The 14794-nt window shown below is 72.8% G+C and carries 13 protein-coding genes and 1 pseudogene; 6 read left to right on the top strand and 8 right to left on the bottom strand.

Features of this window, described 5'->3' with window-relative positions:
• Both ACZ4SV_RS14540 and ACZ4SV_RS14545 read left to right on the top strand, forming a co-directional pair.
• Positions 1 to 456: a nuclear transport factor 2 family protein gene (locus ACZ4SV_RS14540; protein WP_468004365.1), complete on the top strand. Its 456-nt coding sequence runs from the start codon at positions 1 to 3 to the stop codon at positions 454 to 456.
• A gap of 134 nt (positions 457 to 590) precedes the next feature.
• Positions 591 to 2516 (top strand): flavin-containing monooxygenase, encoded by a 1926-nt coding sequence (locus ACZ4SV_RS14545; protein WP_468004367.1) that lies wholly within the window; start codon positions 591 to 593, stop codon positions 2514 to 2516.
• 53 nt (positions 2517 to 2569) lie between these two features.
• Here ACZ4SV_RS14545 and ACZ4SV_RS14550 read toward each other — a convergent pair whose 3' ends face one another.
• Positions 2570 to 3025 (bottom strand): nuclear transport factor 2 family protein, encoded by a 456-nt coding sequence (locus tag ACZ4SV_RS14550; RefSeq protein ID WP_468004369.1) that lies wholly within the window; start codon positions 3023 to 3025, stop codon positions 2570 to 2572.
• A 131-nt stretch (positions 3026 to 3156) separates the two neighbouring features.
• Positions 3157 to 3816, bottom strand: coding sequence for a TetR/AcrR family transcriptional regulator (locus ACZ4SV_RS14555; RefSeq protein WP_468004371.1), 660 nt, complete (start codon positions 3814 to 3816; stop codon positions 3157 to 3159).
• A gap of 251 nt (positions 3817 to 4067) precedes the next feature.
• Between ACZ4SV_RS14555 and ACZ4SV_RS14560 the strand changes: the two genes are divergently transcribed.
• Positions 4068 to 5123, top strand: a complete 1056-nt coding sequence (locus ACZ4SV_RS14560) for a serine hydrolase domain-containing protein (RefSeq protein ID WP_468004790.1) — start codon at positions 4068 to 4070, stop codon at positions 5121 to 5123.
• A gap of 167 nt (positions 5124 to 5290) precedes the next feature.
• On the opposite strand, the pseudogene ACZ4SV_RS14565 reads toward ACZ4SV_RS14560, so the two are convergent.
• Positions 5291 to 5661, bottom strand: a pseudogene (locus ACZ4SV_RS14565) (arsenate reductase/protein-tyrosine-phosphatase family protein).
• 383 nt (positions 5662 to 6044) lie between these two features.
• Between ACZ4SV_RS14565 and ACZ4SV_RS14570 the strand changes: the two are divergent.
• A complete protein-coding gene (locus ACZ4SV_RS14570; RefSeq protein ID WP_468004373.1) occupies positions 6045 to 8285 on the top strand; it encodes a glycoside hydrolase family 9 protein in 2241 nt (746 codons plus the stop codon).
• 315 nt (positions 8286 to 8600) lie between these two features.
• A complete protein-coding gene (locus ACZ4SV_RS14575; protein WP_468004375.1) occupies positions 8601 to 9671 on the top strand; it encodes a glycoside hydrolase family 43 protein in 1071 nt (356 codons plus the stop codon).
• Positions 9672 to 9682: 11 nt separating this feature from the next.
• Here ACZ4SV_RS14575 and ACZ4SV_RS14580 read toward each other — a convergent pair whose 3' ends face one another.
• Positions 9683 to 10504, bottom strand: coding sequence for a hypothetical protein (locus ACZ4SV_RS14580; RefSeq protein ID WP_468004377.1), 822 nt, complete (start codon positions 10502 to 10504; stop codon positions 9683 to 9685).
• A gap of 276 nt (positions 10505 to 10780) precedes the next feature.
• Here ACZ4SV_RS14580 and ACZ4SV_RS14585 point away from each other — a divergent pair, with 276 nt between their 5' ends.
• Positions 10781 to 10951, top strand: coding sequence for a hypothetical protein (locus tag ACZ4SV_RS14585; RefSeq protein ID WP_365877915.1), 171 nt, complete (start codon positions 10781 to 10783; stop codon positions 10949 to 10951).
• Between the two features lie 127 nt (positions 10952 to 11078).
• Here the strand turns inward: ACZ4SV_RS14585 and sbnB are convergent, their stop codons facing one another.
• The 4 genes from sbnB to ACZ4SV_RS14605 all read right to left on the bottom strand — a co-directional run bounded on the left by sbnB (position 11079) and on the right by ACZ4SV_RS14605 (position 14761).
• Entirely contained in the window at positions 11079 to 12092 is a 1014-nt protein-coding gene (gene sbnB / locus ACZ4SV_RS14590; RefSeq protein ID WP_468004380.1) for a 2,3-diaminopropionate biosynthesis protein SbnB, read from the bottom strand.
• On the bottom strand, positions 12086 to 13105 hold the full coding sequence (sbnA, locus tag ACZ4SV_RS14595; RefSeq protein ID WP_365877911.1) for a 2,3-diaminopropionate biosynthesis protein SbnA: 1020 nt from the start codon (positions 13103 to 13105) through the stop codon (positions 12086 to 12088). Before sbnA ends, sbnB begins: the two co-directional genes overlap by 7 nt.
• Positions 13106 to 13235: 130 nt before the next feature.
• A complete protein-coding gene (locus ACZ4SV_RS14600; RefSeq protein WP_468004382.1) occupies positions 13236 to 14510 on the bottom strand; it encodes an MFS transporter in 1275 nt (424 codons plus the stop codon).
• Between the two features lie 32 nt (positions 14511 to 14542).
• Positions 14543 to 14761: an MbtH family protein gene (locus ACZ4SV_RS14605; RefSeq protein ID WP_365877907.1), complete on the bottom strand. Its 219-nt coding sequence runs from the start codon at positions 14759 to 14761 to the stop codon at positions 14543 to 14545.
• Positions 14762 to 14794: the final 33 nt, after the last annotated feature.

Consider the following 14794-nt stretch of genomic DNA (forward strand, 5'->3'; position numbering starts at 1 on the left):
ATGACCGAGGTAACCCCCGAACTGGTCGAGAAGGCGTACGTCGCTCTCGTCGCCCTGGACCGGGAGGAGGCCGCCGAGTACTGGTCGGAGGACGTCCGCTTCTCGGTCCCCGGCCGCCACGCGCAGGCGGGCTGGCACGTGGGCCTCGACGCCCTCCTCGCCTTCCGGCGCGCGCTCGCGGAAACCGCGGGCGGCAACTTCGAGGTCGAGCTGGTCACCTCCATGATCAGCGGGAACGAGAACATGGACGTGGTGAAGGTCCACGCCGTCCGCCCCGGCGCCCCGGCGGGCAGCACCTCGCCCTTCGACGTCCTGGACGCCCACGGCGTGCAGGTGTTCCGCTGGGAGGACGGCCGGATCGTCGAGGGCCGCGCCGGCTTCTTCGGCGACGGCGCGACCAACTACGACCAGTGGTGGTCCCCGCTGGGAGCCGACGGCGAACGCCGCTACGGCTGAGCAACCCCCGGGTCATCCCCCGCCCCGGCCCGAGCGGCACGCCGGCTCCCGGCCGGACCGCTCCCGGGCCGGGGCGGCGGGCGACCCGGCGACGCTGCCCGCACCGCACACACCCCTACCGAAAGGAACGCCCCATGGCGGCACTTGGCGTGCCCCGCACGGAGTTGCCCGACGCGAGCGACGAGACCATCGAGGACGCCGTCCGGTACGCCGACCCGATGGTGCTGCGGGGCCTGCTCTACCAGTTGACCGCGGACGAGGAGGTCGCCGCGACCCGGGTGAAGACCGTGCGGGCCGGCGCCCTCGACATGTGCGTGCCGTCCCGGGACGAGGACACCGCGCTGCTCCAGGACAAGGCCGCCAGGTTCCTGAAGGACTACCGCGCCGCGGGGGCCCCAGACATCGGGCCCGGCCCGGCCGGACGCCTGCCCGTCAGCCTGGCACTGGCCGCCGGCCAGGACATCCCCGCAGAAGACCTGGGACTCTGGCTGGAGGACCTCGCCCTGGACCCGTGGGCCCGCGCCCTGCGGTGGCAGGCCCCGCCGCCCCGCGAGCGGCTGGACGGCTTCCACGTCACGGTCGTCGGCGCCGGACTCGGCGGCCTCAACGCCGCCGTCCAGCTCAAGCGGGCCGGCATCCCGTACACGGTGATCGAGAAGAACTCCGGCGCCGGCGGCACCTGGTGGGAGAACCGGTACCCGGGCTGCCGCGTCGACTCCCCGAGCCGCGCCTACACACACCTGTACGGTGCCGGCTTCAGCCTTCCGTACCCGTTCTGCCCGGCGGAGAAGAACGCCGAGTACCTGGACTGGGTCGCCGACGAGTTCGATGTCCGCGCCGACATCGTGTTCGACACCGAAGTGCGCGCCATGGACTGGGACGAGGACTCCGGGACCTGGGCGGTCCACGTCACGGGCCCGCGGGGCGCGTACACGGTCCGCTCGAACGCGGTCATCTCCGCCGTGGGTTTCCTGAACCGCCCGCACGTTCCGCCGATCGAGGGGGCCGAGGAGTTCGCCGGTCCGTCCTGGCACACGGCCCGGTGGCCGGACGGGGCCGACCTGAAGGGCCGGCGGGTGGCGGTCGTCGGAACGGGCTGCACCGGCTACCAGCTCATCCCCGAACTGGCCCTGGAAGCCGGGCACGTCACCGTCTTCCAGCGCACCCCGCAATGGCTGTTCCCGGTGCCCGGCTACCGTTCGCCCTTCCCCGAGCAGGTCACCTGGCTCGACCGGAACCTGCCGTACCACACCAACTTCACCCGGTTCCGGGCGACCTACGCGACCAACGGCCTGGCCACGGCGACCGAGATCGACCCCGGCTTCCACGACCCGCACTCCCTGAGCGCCGCCAACAAGGCGGCCCGGGACGCCGCCCTGGCCTTCCTCGCACACAAACTCGACGACCCGGAACTCGTGCGGAAGATGACCCCGCCGCACCCGGTGCTCTCGGCGCGGCCGGTCCTGGTGGACCCCGAGTACAGCGTCCTCGACGCCCTTCAGCGGGACGACGTCACACTCGTCACCGACGGCATCCGCCGCATCAACCGGACCGGGATCGAGACCAGCGAGGGCACACAGCACGACCTGGACGCGATCGTCTACGCCACCGGCTTCCGCGCCGGGGACTACCTGTTCCCCATGAAGATCACCGGTCGCGGCGGACTGACACTGGACGAACTGTGGAGCGAGGGCGGGGCGCGGGCCTACAAGGGCTGCATGATGCCGGGCTTCCCGAACCTGTGGACCATCTACGGCCCGAACACCAGCAGCATGCTCAACATCCCGACCTACCACGAGCTGATCACCGTCCACGCCCTCGAATGCGTCGAGCGGCTGATCCTCGACGGCAAGAAGGCGGTCACCGTGCGGGAGGAGCCGTACCGGCGGTACAACGAAGAGGTCGACCGGCGCAACCTCGGCAAGACCTGGAGCGATCCCCGGGCCCGCAACTACTACTGGACGGAACGGGACCGCACGGCGACCCAGTGCCCCCTCTCGGCCGCCGAGGTGTGGCGCTCCCTGCGCCACCCGGACTTCGCGGACCTCGAGATCCGCTGAAGCCACCGGCGCGTACGGCGCAGGGAGCGGCCCGGGGGCCGTCGCCGGACGCCTCAGCGGGCCTCGCCCGGCGCCGTCGTGGCGAACGCCTGGGCGACGGCAAGGCTGTCCTCGTAGACGTGGTGCCGGGTGACGAGGCCGTCTTCGACGGTGAGGTGCAGAGCGAACCGGGCACGGTAGGCACGTCCGGTGGAGCGGGCGGTCTGCCGGATCTCACCGAGCACGACCGCGTCGTGGCCGTCGACGAGGATGCGCTCGATCTCGGTCGCCGCCTGCCCGGGGACGTGGTGCTCGGCGAGTGCGCGGTAGTGGGCGGCGGCATCGGCACGGGTGGAACGGTGACGGATCCACGGGGTGGCGGCCCGGCCGTGCTCGGCCTCCGGCCAGTCCAGCTTCCAGTCGGCCCGCACGGCGTACATCTCGGCGATCCGCTCCGGATCGCCCTCGCCGATCCGGCGCAGCAGCTCGTCCACGACGGCGCGGGTGGCAGCGGGTGCGGCTGGGGACATGACGCATCACTCCGATCCGGTCTCCGCGTCACGACTGACACGGTGCGTCGCATTCTCACCGCCGCCGGCGGACCGGCGCCATTACCTCCGCGGTAACGGCGCGACGCCCCGAGACCGAAACCCCGAGACCGCTAGCCCGGAGGGATCGCGGCCTCGATGCGGGCGAGTTGGGCGGCGAGGATCTCCTCGAACGCGGCGCGGCGGTCCGCTCCGAGGGGGCGGACCTCGCGGGCGAAGTGCGCCAGGGCTGGAAAGCGGTCGGGGTCGGCGCCGAGCACCGCGACACGGAACAGCTCCATGCCCTGTTCGTACTCCTCGGAGGTGAGGGCGGTGACCCCGGCCTCGGAGGCGGTCAACGCGGCGATGAGGACCGCGATGCGGTGGTAGCGCTCCGGGATCTCCTCGTCGGGCAGTCCCGAGGCGCGCAGGGCCTGGAGCACCTCTTCCATGACGAGCCGGGAACCGGTGCCGCTCGACGCGTAGCGCCCCCAGACCGCGGCGAGCTGGGGCTGCTGCCCGAAGGCCTCGCGCACGCGCAGGGCGAGGGCGGTGATGCGCTGCTTCCAGTCGCCGTCGGGCCGGTAGTCGTCCATGGCGGCCAGGAGGATCCGGTCGGCGACCGCGCGCAGCAGTTCGGTCTTGCTGCGGAAGTGCCGGTAGAGGCTGGAGGAATCGGTCCCCAGCGTCGCGGCCAGCTTGCGCACGCTGAACGACTCGGTGTCGCCCGTGCGCAGCAGCTCCGCCGCCGCGTCCAGGATCTCCTCGGTCGACCAGCGCCTTCGCCCTGCCATCTCGCTCCTCTCGACGGAGTCCAGTCTATCCGTGCACTTGGTGCTGCACGCACCGCGTGCATAATGAGGACATGCGTGTGCCGGACGGTCCCGCAAGGAGCCGGCCGACGTGTCCACTCGTGCCGCCCTGCCCAAGGCGGGCGCGCCGACGTGGAGTTCCTCCCGTGGAAGACGAAAGGACGCCTGTCGTGCGGAAATTACCGGACCCCGCGGAACTGAGCACCGCCCTCGAAAACGTCCACCGCGCCGGGATGCCGGGCGTGTTCGCCGAGGTGCGGGACGGCGACCGGACCTGGCGCGGCGCCGCCGGGGTCGCCGACGTCGCCACCCGCCGCCCCGTCACCGCCGGGATGCGCCACCGCGTCGGCAGCATCACCAAGACCTTCACCGCCGCCGCGGTGCTCCAGCAGGTCGAAAGCGGCCGCATCGGTCTCGACACGCCGATCGGCCGGTACCTCCCGAGGCTGGTTCCCGGAGCACGCGGCCAGGCCGTCACGGTCCGGATGCTGCTCAACCACACCAGCGGCCTCGCCGAGTACCTCCCCTACGCCTACCCCTCCCTCAAGGGGTTCCCCGTCTTCGCGGACACCGGACCCGAGAGCCTGGATGACAACCGGTTCACCCGGTTTCACCCCACCGAACTGATCGAGATGGGGGTCGCCGCGCCCGCCGCCGGCGCCCCGGGCGGCACTCCGGGTGTGTACTCCAACACCAATTACCTGCTTCTCGGCGCGCTGTTGGAGGAGGTGACCGGCGCCACGGCCGAGGAGTGCATCACCCGGAACGTCATCGAACGCGCCGGGCTCCAGGACACCGCACTCCCCGCCGGACCGTACGTCGACGGACCGCACTCGCGGCTCTACGAGGAGTGGTTCGGCATGATCGACCCACCGCGCGACTACAGCGTCTTCGACATGTCATGGGTGGGACCGGCCGCCTCGCTGATATCGACCGTCGCGGACCTCAACCGCTTCTACCGCCTGCTGCTCGCCGGGGAGATCGTCAGTCCGTGGTCGCTGGCGCAGATGCGGCACACCGTGCCGGTCGTCTCCCAGGAGGGACGGACGATCGACTACGGCCTCGGCCTGCACCCCGTGGAGATCCCCGGCCAGGGCACCTACTGGGGCCACGGCGGCACGGTGTGGGGTGGCGGGGCGCTGGCCATGACCCGGGCCGACGGCGAGCGGCAGCTGTGCGTCGCGGTGAACGCGCAGAGGTGGAACAGGCTGGACGCCTCGGGCACACCGCGGCCCCATCCCATCGACGCCGCCCTCGCGGCCTTCTACCGCGTGGCGACGGGTGGCTGACCGGCGTGGTGACGGGTGGCTGAGCTGACCGGGGGCCCGCCCACCGCACCGCGCCGGGCACGTCCGGCGGGCGGGGCGGGAGCCTCCCGGGCCGACGGGTGAGGACGGTCCGCCGGGTCCCCGGGAGCCGACCCGTGCGGTGAAGGAGCCCCGCGCCGCCCGGCGGCTCAGGCGCCGCCGGGCAGGAGTTCGGCCACGAGGGCCTGGACGCGCCGGCCGATCTCGTCGCGGATCGGCCGGACGGCGTCCAGGCCCTGCCCGGCCGGGTCGTCCAGCGCCCAGTCGAGGTAGCGCTTGCCGGGGAAGACGGGGCAGGTGTCGCCGCAGCCCATCGTGATCACCACGTCGGACGCCCGTACGGCGCCGGCGGTGAGGATCTTCGGGATCTCGGCGGAGATGTCGATGCCGGCTTCGGCCATGGCCGCGACGGCGGCCGGGTTCACCGTGCCGGCCGGCGCGGAGCCGGCGGAGCGGACCTCGCGAGCCAGGCGGCGGCCATCTGCGAGCGGCCGGCGTTGTGGACGCAGACGAACAGCATCGAGCATGCTCGACGGCCCGGTCCTCGTCCACGGGCACGGCCAGCAGGGTCGGGCAGCACCCGCGTCCTGGCCCGGCACGGCCAGCCCTTGATTCGACATTCTTCTATCTTGACGAACTTCGATCCAGGCGCATGGTGACCTCGAACGCCTCCCGGTGCCGCTCACCCGCCCGCGCACCGACGCTCCCGCCGCGACGCGCCGCAACACGCGCCGCGCCGTGCGGAGTTGACCTCTTGAGTCCGTGCGGGCTGCGGTCCGCACGCAATCCGTCGTGTCCGGACCGTTGACGAAGTGTCATGACCGCGGCAAGCATGGCCGGCGTCCGCATTTTGGGAGCGCTCCCACGCACCTGGCGCACCCGCACGTCCCGAGGAGCCCAGACGTGAAACGACGCACAACCGCCTTGTTGACCCTCACCGCCCTGCTGGGCACGGCGCTCACCGCGCTGCCCGTCCAGCAGGCCGGTGCCGAGGAGGTCGAGCAGGTCAGGAACGGCACCTTCGACACCGCCACCGACCCCTGGTGGACCAGCAACGTCACCGCGGGCCTGAGCGACGGCCGGCTGTGCGCGGACGTGCCCGGCGGCACCACCAACCGCTGGGACTCCGCGATCGGCCAGAACGACATCACGCTGGTCAAGGGGGAGACGTACCGGTTCTCCTTCGACGCCTCCGGCGTCCCCGAGGGGCACGCCGTGCGGGCGATCGTGGGCCTGGCCGTGTCGCCGTACGACACCTGGCAGGAGGCGAGCCCCCTCCTCACCGAGGCCGGCGGTTCGTACTCCTACACCTTCACCGCGCCCGTCGACACCACCCAGGGCCAGGTCGCCTTCCAGGTCGGCGGCAGCGCCGACGCCTGGCGCTTCTGCGTGGACGACGTCTCGTTGCTCGGCGGGGTGCCCCCGGAGGTCTACGAGCCGGACACCGGGCCCCGGGTGCGCGTCAACCAGGTCGCCTACCTGCCCGCCGGACCGAAGAACGCCACCCTCGTCACCGACGGCACCGCCCGGCTGCCCTGGCAGCTGAGGAACGCCGAGGGCACGACGGTCGCCCGGGGCCTGACCGTGCCGCGGGGCGTCGACGCCTCCTCCGGGCAGAACGTCCACTCGATCGACTTCGGCTCCTACGGCGGGCACGGAACCGGCTACACCCTCGTCGCCGACGGCGAGACCAGCCACCCGTTCGACATCGACGCGGCGGCCTACCGCAGGCTGCGGCTGGACTCCGTGAAGTACTACTACACGCAGCGCAGCGGCATCGCGATCCGCGACGACCTGCGGCCCGGCTACGGCCGCGCGGCCGGACACCTGAACGTCGCCCCCAACCAGGGCGACGCGAACGTCCCCTGCCAGCCGGGCGTGTGCGACTACACCGCCGACGTCACCGGGGGCTGGTACGACGCCGGCGACCACGGCAAGTACGTCGTGAACGGCGGCATCGCCACCTGGGAGCTGCTGAGCACCTACGAGCGGTCGCTGCTGACCCGCACCGGACACCCCGCCGCGCTCGGCGACGGCAGCCTCGCGCTGCCCGAGAGCGGCAACAAGGTGCCGGACATCCTCGACGAGGCCCGCTGGGAGCTGGAGTTCCTGCTGAAGATGCAGGTGCCCGCCGGGCAGCCGCTGGCCGGGATGGTCCACCACAAGGTCCACGACGAGCAGTGGACCGGACTGCCCCTGCTGCCCGGCCAGGACCCGCAGAAGCGGGAACTGCACCCGCCGACCACCGCGGCGACCCTCAACCTGGCCGCGACGGCCGCGCAGGCCGCCCGTCTGTACCGGCCCTACGACAAGGCGTTCGCCGCGAGGGCGCTGACGGCCGCCCGCACGGCGTGGAACGCCGCCCTCGCCCACCCCGACCGCTACGCGGACCCCGCTGACGGCACCGGCGGCGGCGCCTACGGCGACGACGACGTCACCGACGAGTTCTACTGGGCCGCGGCCGAGCTGTACCTGACCACGGGGGAGCGGCAGTTCGCCGGCCACGTCCTCGGCTCCCCGGAGCACACCGCCGACATCTTCGGCCCGACCGGCTTCGACTGGGGCCGTACGGCCGCCGCCGGCCGGCTCGACCTCGCCCTCGTCCCCAGCCGGCTGCCCGGCCGCGACCAGGTGCGCCGCTCGGTGATCCAGGGCGCCGACACCTACCTCGCCACGCTGACCGCCCACCCGTACGGCATGCCGTACGCCCCTGCCGGCAACGGCTACGACTGGGGCTCCAGCCACCAGGTCCTCAACAACGCCGTGGTCCTCGCCACCGCCTACGACCTCACCGGCGCCCGCAAGTACCGCGACGGGGCACTGCAGGCCATGGACTACATCCTCGGGCGCAACGCCCTGAACATCTCCTACGTCACCGGCTACGGCGAGGTCAGCTCCCACAACCAGCACAGCCGCTGGTACGCCCACGAGCTCGACCCGAGCCTGCCGAACCCGCCGTCCGGCACCCTCGCCGGCGGCCCCAACTCGAGCATCCAGGACCCGTACGCCCAGTCCAAGCTCACGGGCTGCGTCGGCCAGTTCTGCTACATCGACGACATCCAGTCCTGGTCGACCAACGAGACCGCGATCAACTGGAACGCGGCCCTGGCCCGCATGGCCTCCTTCGCGGCGGACCAGGGGTAACCCGGGAAAGCCCCACCGTGAGCAACACCCCGGCACCGCCGTCGGCGGTGCCGGGAAGGCAGGCGGCGCCTCCTCGGCGATTCGGACGCTACGCGGCGTTGACATGTTCAACACCCCTCGCAATCCTGAGGACACAGGTTCTGTCGAGGTAAGTCGATGTGAAGAGGGCCGGCACGAAGGCCGGTGCCGGGCGGTCAGGAGTGCCACGCGTCCTCACCGAGGCGGTCGCGACCGGACGCCGTCCGCACACCGCCGTCATGCCGTCGGCCCGGTGCCGAAGCGCGGACGACCAGGACACGACCAGGAAACGGGACGATGAAGCCACCTCGCTGTCTGACGGGCGCCGCCGCCCTCCTGCTGTCCGGCCTGCTGACCGCCGTGCTGGCCCTCGTGTCCGCCGCGCCCGCCCGGGCCGGCCAGACGGGTCTGCGGGCCGCCGACCCGAGCGTGCTCAGGGTCGGCGGCACCTACATCGCGGTGCAGTCCGCCGGTGACGGCATCCTCGTGCGGCAGGCCCCCTCGACGGACGCGCTCGCCTCAGCGACCGCCCGGCGGGTCTGGTCGGACACCCGTGGCCTCGGCGAGGTCTGGGCCCCCGAGATCGTGCGCGACACGGGCCGCTACTACATCTATTTCTCGGCCGGCCGCGGATCGGCCCACCGCATGTACGTCATCAGCTCCGCCGCCCCGGACAGCGGCTACACCGGCGAGACGAAACTGGCCCTCCCGGACGACAAGTGGGCCATCGACGGCACCCTGTTCACCTTCAACGGGCAACGCTGGTTCGTCTGGTCCGGCTGGGCCGGTGACACCAACGTCGAACAGAACCTGTACATCGCCCGGATGAGCGGCCCCACCACGCCGACCGGCGCGCGCAGCGTCATCTCGCAGCCCCGGGAGAGCTGGGAGCGGGTGGTCGGGAGCCCGTTCATCAACGAGGGCCCCGAGCCCGTCAGGGATCCGAACGGGCAGCTGCACATCGTCTACTCCGCGAACGGCAGTTGGAGCGACCAGTACTGTCTGGGCGAGCTGCGGCTGCGGGCCGGCGGCGACCCGGCGTACGTCTGGGACTGGTACAAGTCCAACGGCTGCCTGTTCGGCTCGAACCGGGCCACGATGATGGCCGGCTGGGACCCCACTCTGTATGTCGACGGACCCGGTCACCACAGCTTCGTGCTCCTCGACGGCGACATCGGCACGAGCCCGCCCGCCGGCCCGAGGTTCCCGCTGATGTACCACGCGGTCCCCAAGGGCACGCCGTACACCTGGGAGAACCGCTACTGGTACACCGGCACCTTCTGCTGGTGGGGTGACACCACCTACAGCCGCGCGAACGTCCCGGGAGCCAACACGAACACCGGCTGGAGCCTGAAGTTCTTCGAGTAGGAACCGCCGTCTCAGAACTTGACCGGGAGGACGACGACCAGGATCTGGTAGCCGAGTCCGTCGGCGACCGTGGGGTCCGGCAGCGAGATGCGTTCGATGACGACCCCGCCGAGCCGCTGCACGATCTGCTCCATCGCCGGCAGCGTGAACGAGTTCGTGGCGATGGTGAGGCGGGCGCCGGACGCCGCGATCCGGCGGATCTCGCCCTCCCCGCGCGTGGTGATGGGCGCGTACCGCAGCGCGATGTCCGTGGCCGTGTCGCTCGCGATGGTGTCGGTCAGCGGGCGAGGCGGCCCACCGACGACGCCGGTGTTCGTGACGAAGTCCTCGAAGCCCTGGTACCGGGACTCCCCTTCGCCGCCGATGTTCACTTTCCGTCCGGGACCCGGGTTGACCGGCGTGGCCATGTGGTCGACCAGGTGCCCGCTGCGGTCCAGCGGGCATGTGCCGTGGTCGTGCGGGGCTCCTTCGTGGGTCAGCGAGACGAACAGGCTGTCCACGGCGGGCGGCGGCCGGTTCTCGAACGCCACGATCTCGTGGTCGAGCGCGGCGATCGTCTTCTTCCCGACGATGTCGTCGGGCGTCGTCTGGCCGGGACCCAGGATGTCGCGTGGCGGTCCCTTGAAGGCCAGGACGGATTGCGCCGTCGTCGGGCCGTAGCGGCTGCTCTCGACCTCGTCGGGGGCGATCACGCCGGCACCCAGCGTGACGAGCGCCGCCTGGATCCTGGTGACGTGCTCGCCCTGGGCGCCGGGCGTGACATGACCGGCGTCGGACACCAGGCACCGCTGCAGCGCCGGGTCGTCGCGGAACAGCTTCGACGTGAGAGGCACCTCTCCAGCCTGCCCCATGCCGCGCCGGCCGGCATCCGCAGTACGGGCACCGCTTCGGGACGTACGGGCCCCGGAGCCCTCCGGCGCCCGTGCGCTCGGCCCCGGACGTGGACACCGGCCCGCGCGTGCGGAGCACTTGGGTTGAGGGAGACTGTTCACCGACGTGATGATCGAGTCCAGTCCTACCCGCACCCGAGTCCAGTCCTACCCGCACCTGTAAGTACCCGCACGGCCCGGCCTCCGCGGCCGGCCGCCCCGTAGAAAGCAGACCGCACCGTGTTCCAGGAAACCCCCATCTTCAGCCGTCTCGTCGCCGAGCGCGGTGACATCCCCGCCCAGGTGCGCGGCGAAGCCGACCGCATACACCGCGAGTTGGCGCGCGTGATGCCCTGGACCGCCTCGTCCGGGCTGCCCGCCCTGCCCACCCGGGACTGGACGAGGCGGTGACGGACGGGCCTCACCCGTCCCTCCGGCACAGGTGCTCCCGCCGGACCGCTCGCGGCCCGTGTCCGCGGCCCGCGTGTCCGCGTACCGGGCAGGCCGCGGCGCCGGGGCCCGCCCCGGCCGCCGCCGGTCAGCCGGACACCGCCCCGGCGCCGGCCGGCAGGAAGTCCGGTACCCAGGTGCCCAGTCCCAGGGAGCCGGCCCGGCGGCGGACGAGGTCGGCGAGGGCGAGGTCGAGGGTGCCCAGGCCGAACGGGGAGAAGACGGTGACGCGGTCCCCGGGGCGCCGGAAGGGTGTTCCGGAGTCCAGGACGGAGCCGATCGAGGCGGAGATGAAGTCCCGGTTCCCGCTGAGCTGTTCGGCCAGGTGCAGGGAGGTCGACTCGCGGCACACGTGGTCCGCGTCGTCGACCACGTTGACGGCGGCCAGGATGCTCCGCGGTGCCAGGTCGCGCAGGGACACGTGCAGGACCAACGTGCCGGGCCGGCAGGCGTCGGTGGTCAGGTGCGGGGCGGCGGCGGTGGTCGCCAGGCAGACCAGCCGGTGGGCGGCGAGCGCCTCCTCGGCGCTCCCGGCGACCTCGATCCTCAGCCCCGGCCAGCGGTCCCGGCAGCGGGCGGCGAAGACTTCCGCCCGGGAGCGGTCCAGGTCGGACACGGTGACGGCGGCGAGGCCGGGCAGGACGGCCCGGAGGCAGGCCAGGATCTCGAAGCCGATCACGCCGCAGCCGATCAGGGAGACCCCGGTGTCGGGGACGGACGAGCCCAGCACCGCCGCCGCGAGGGCGGCGCTCGCCGCGGTACGCCGGGCCGAGATCACCGAGCCCTCCAGCAGGGCTTCCGGCTGCCCGGTGGCCATCGAGTTGAGGATCACCGCGGCGGAGGCGCGCTCCAGGCCGGACGCGGTGTTGCCGGGGAACGAGGCGATCCACTTGATGCCCGCCACCGGCTCGTCCTCGCCGAGGTAGGCCGGCAGGCCGATGATGCGGTTGCGCGGGTCGTCGGGGAAGCGGAGGAACACCGAGTGCGGCAGGGCCGTCCGGCCCCGCTCGTGCAGCAGGTACGCGCGGCGCACCGCTGCGAGGACCTCGTCCTCGGCGCCGTCGAGGACCTGGCGGACCTCCCCGGATCCCAGGATCAGCATGGTGCCCCCTTCATCGCCGGCTTCTTCTCCTTCCACAGGTGGGACACGTCGCCGAAGTGGCGGGCGACCCACGCGTCGTCGTAGATCGTGTCGAGGTACCGCTCCCCGCGGTCGGGCAGGACCAGCGCGCACCGCGCGCCCGCCGGGATGCGGTCGGCCAACTGGTCCACCGCCGCCACCAGCGCCCCGGAGGAGCCGCCCGCGAGGACGGCCTCCCGTGCGGCGAGCCGCCGGCAGCCGACCACGCAGTCGAGGTCGGTCACGTGGACGACCTCGTCGGCGAGCCCGTCGCGGTAGAGCGCCGGGCGGACGGCCGCGCCGTGGCCCGGGATCAGCCGGGACGCCGGGACGCCGCCGAAGATGGCGCTGCCCAGGGCGTCCACCGCGACCACGGTCACCGGCAGCCCCCGGTCGCGGACGTACTCCGCGCAGCCGCGCAGCGTGCCGCACGAACTCGTCGCGCAGAACAGGTAGTCGATCCCGCCCGGCGCCGCCTGGAGGATCTCGCGCATCGTCTGCCGGTGCGCCTGGGGGTTGAGCGGGTTGGCGTACTGGTTGGGCCAGTAGGCGCCCGGGATGCGGGCGACCAGGGCGCTGACCCGGCGGATCCGGGCGGGCAGGTACTCGCCGGTGCCCGGGTCGCACTCGCTCACCACCTCGACCTCCGCGCCCAGGGCTCGCATGACGGCGATGTTCTGCCGGTTGGTGCGGGGGTCCACCACGCAGATGAACCGGAGCCCGTAGTACGCGCAGACCTGGGCCAGCCCGATGCCGAGGTTGCCGGAACTCGATTCGACGACCACCGAGCGGCCGGGCACGACGGTGCCGCACCGGATCGGCTCGCGCAGCATCTCCAGGGCCGAGCGGTCCTTCATGCTGCCGCCGGGGTTGAACGCCTCCAGCTTGGCGTAGGTGGTGAAGTGCCGCCCCGGGGCCAGCTTGGCGAGTTCGACCAGCGGGGTGCCGCCGATCGTGCCGAGCACACCGGCCGGCCCGTCGTCAGGTTCCGGCATGGTGGCCTCGCCCCGTCGGATCGGGGCACGGCCCGAACATGGTGCGGAACACGCTAGTTCCTCCTGTCAGCACTGGATCGAGGGGTGGTACGGCCGCCGCCGCGCACGGGCGTGCGGCCGGTCCGGCGGGTCACCGCGCCGGTGCGCCGGGCGTGGTGCGTACGGAGGGTGCGGCCGAGGCGGCGACGGCGACCAGCACCATCCAGCCCGCCAGGGCCAGCGCGGCGGTCCGCGCGCCGCCCGAGTCGAGCAGCAGGCCGCCGAGCAGCGAGCCGATCGGCAGCACCCCGTTGGACAGCGTGCTCATCGCCGCGAGCACCCGGCCGCGCAGCCGGTCCGGGGTGATGCTCAACTGGTAGCTGCCGAGCGCCACGTTCCACAGCGGTCCGACGAACCACATCGCGGCGTAGGCGGCGGCGAGCGTGAAGGGATCGCGGCTGAGGGCGATCACGGCCATCAGCACCGCCCACGCCCAGTTCGCCCCGATCACCAGGGCGCCCAGAGCGACCCGGCGGGCGCACCACGGCGCCACCAGCGAGCCGAGGACGCCCCCGGCCCCCGCGAAGCCGACCATCAGGCCCACCCCCGCCGAGGACGCGCCGACGTCGGTGGCCAGCACGATGGCGACCAGGAACAGCGCCCGGAACATCAGGTTGCTGCCGGCCACCAGCAGGGCGGAGGTGCGCAGGAAGGGCTGTCGCCACAGCCACCGCAGGCCCTCGCGGACCTGCTCGCCCATGCTGCCGGTGCGGGCGGACCGCTCGGCCTCGAACTCCTTGCGGATGAGCAGCAGTCCGGTCAGCGAGACCAGGTAGGTCAGCGCGTCGGCGAGGAACGGCACGGCCCGGCCGAGACCGAACAGGGCACCGCCGAGCGGTGTCCCGAGCATGACCGCGGCCCGGCCCCGCGCCTCGTTGCGGGACAGCGCCAGCGAGAGCTGCGCCGGCGGTACGACGTTCGGGACGGCCGCGTGCGCGGCGAGCCCGTGGAACACCGTGAGCGCGCCCTCGGTGAAGCCCACGGCCAGCACGAGCGGCAGGCCGAGGACGCCGAGTGCGGCCGCGACCGCGATGGCCGCCGCGCCGAGCGCGCGCAGCGCGTCACACCAGATCATCAGCCGCCGCCGCGGCCAGCGGTCCACCAGGGCGCCGGCCGGCAGCGGCAGGAGCAGCGCGGGCAGCAGCGCCACGAAGCCGGCCAGCCCGGCGGCGAACGGCGAGCCGGTGAGGGCCAGGACCAGCAGCGGGTAGGCGATGGTGGTCGCCGTCGACCCGAGCAGGGAGACCGCCGAGCCGCCCCACAGCAGCAGGAAGTCGCGGTTGCGGTGCAGCGGGACCAGTGGACCGGCGTCCGCCGCGCCCGGCGGCGGCGCACCCGCCGGCGTCCTCGTGTCGGGGCTCGTCATCTGTCACCCTCCTCGTCCGGCCGGGCCGGACGCTAGCCGCGCTCCGCCCGCTCCATCTGCCGGCGCAGACTGAGCGGGCGCATGTCGGTCCAGACGGTGCCGATGTGCGCCAGGCACTCGGCACGGGTGCCCTCGGTGCCCTCGGCGTGCCAGCCGAGCGGCAGCTCGCGGTCGGCGAGCCAGACGGAGTACTGCTCCTCGTCGTTGCGGACGACGCGGTACGTACGCTCGTCGGTGTCTTCCTCGGCCACGGCGGGCCCTCCCTCGGGTCGACTGCCGCGTCA

The sequence above is a fragment of the Streptomyces sp. NPDC027672 genome (assembly GCF_055566335.1).

Bases quoted from the DNA above. Each gene is read 5' to 3' on its own strand.
- ACZ4SV_RS14540 (WP_468004365.1), top strand. From the start codon at position 1: ATGACCGAGGTAACCCCCGAACTGGTCGAGAAGGCGTACGTCGCTCTC.
- ACZ4SV_RS14545 (WP_468004367.1), top strand. From the start codon at position 591: ATGGCGGCACTTGGCGTGCCCCGCACGGAGTTGCCCGACGCGAGCGAC.
- ACZ4SV_RS14550 (WP_468004369.1), bottom strand. From the start codon at position 3,025: ATGTCCCCAGCCGCACCCGCTGCCACCCGCGCCGTCGTGGACGAGCTG.
- ACZ4SV_RS14555 (WP_468004371.1), bottom strand. From the start codon at position 3,816: ATGGCAGGGCGAAGGCGCTGGTCGACCGAGGAGATCCTGGACGCGGCG.
- ACZ4SV_RS14560 (WP_468004790.1), top strand. From the start codon at position 4,068: ATGCCGGGCGTGTTCGCCGAGGTGCGGGACGGCGACCGGACCTGGCGC.
- ACZ4SV_RS14575 (WP_468004375.1), top strand. From the start codon at position 8,601: ATGAAGCCACCTCGCTGTCTGACGGGCGCCGCCGCCCTCCTGCTGTCC.
- sbnB (WP_468004380.1), bottom strand. From the start codon at position 12,092: ATGCTGATCCTGGGATCCGGGGAGGTCCGCCAGGTCCTCGACGGCGCC.
- sbnA (WP_365877911.1), bottom strand. From the start codon at position 13,105: ATGCCGGAACCTGACGACGGGCCGGCCGGTGTGCTCGGCACGATCGGC.
- ACZ4SV_RS14600 (WP_468004382.1), bottom strand. From the start codon at position 14,510: ATGACGAGCCCCGACACGAGGACGCCGGCGGGTGCGCCGCCGCCGGGC.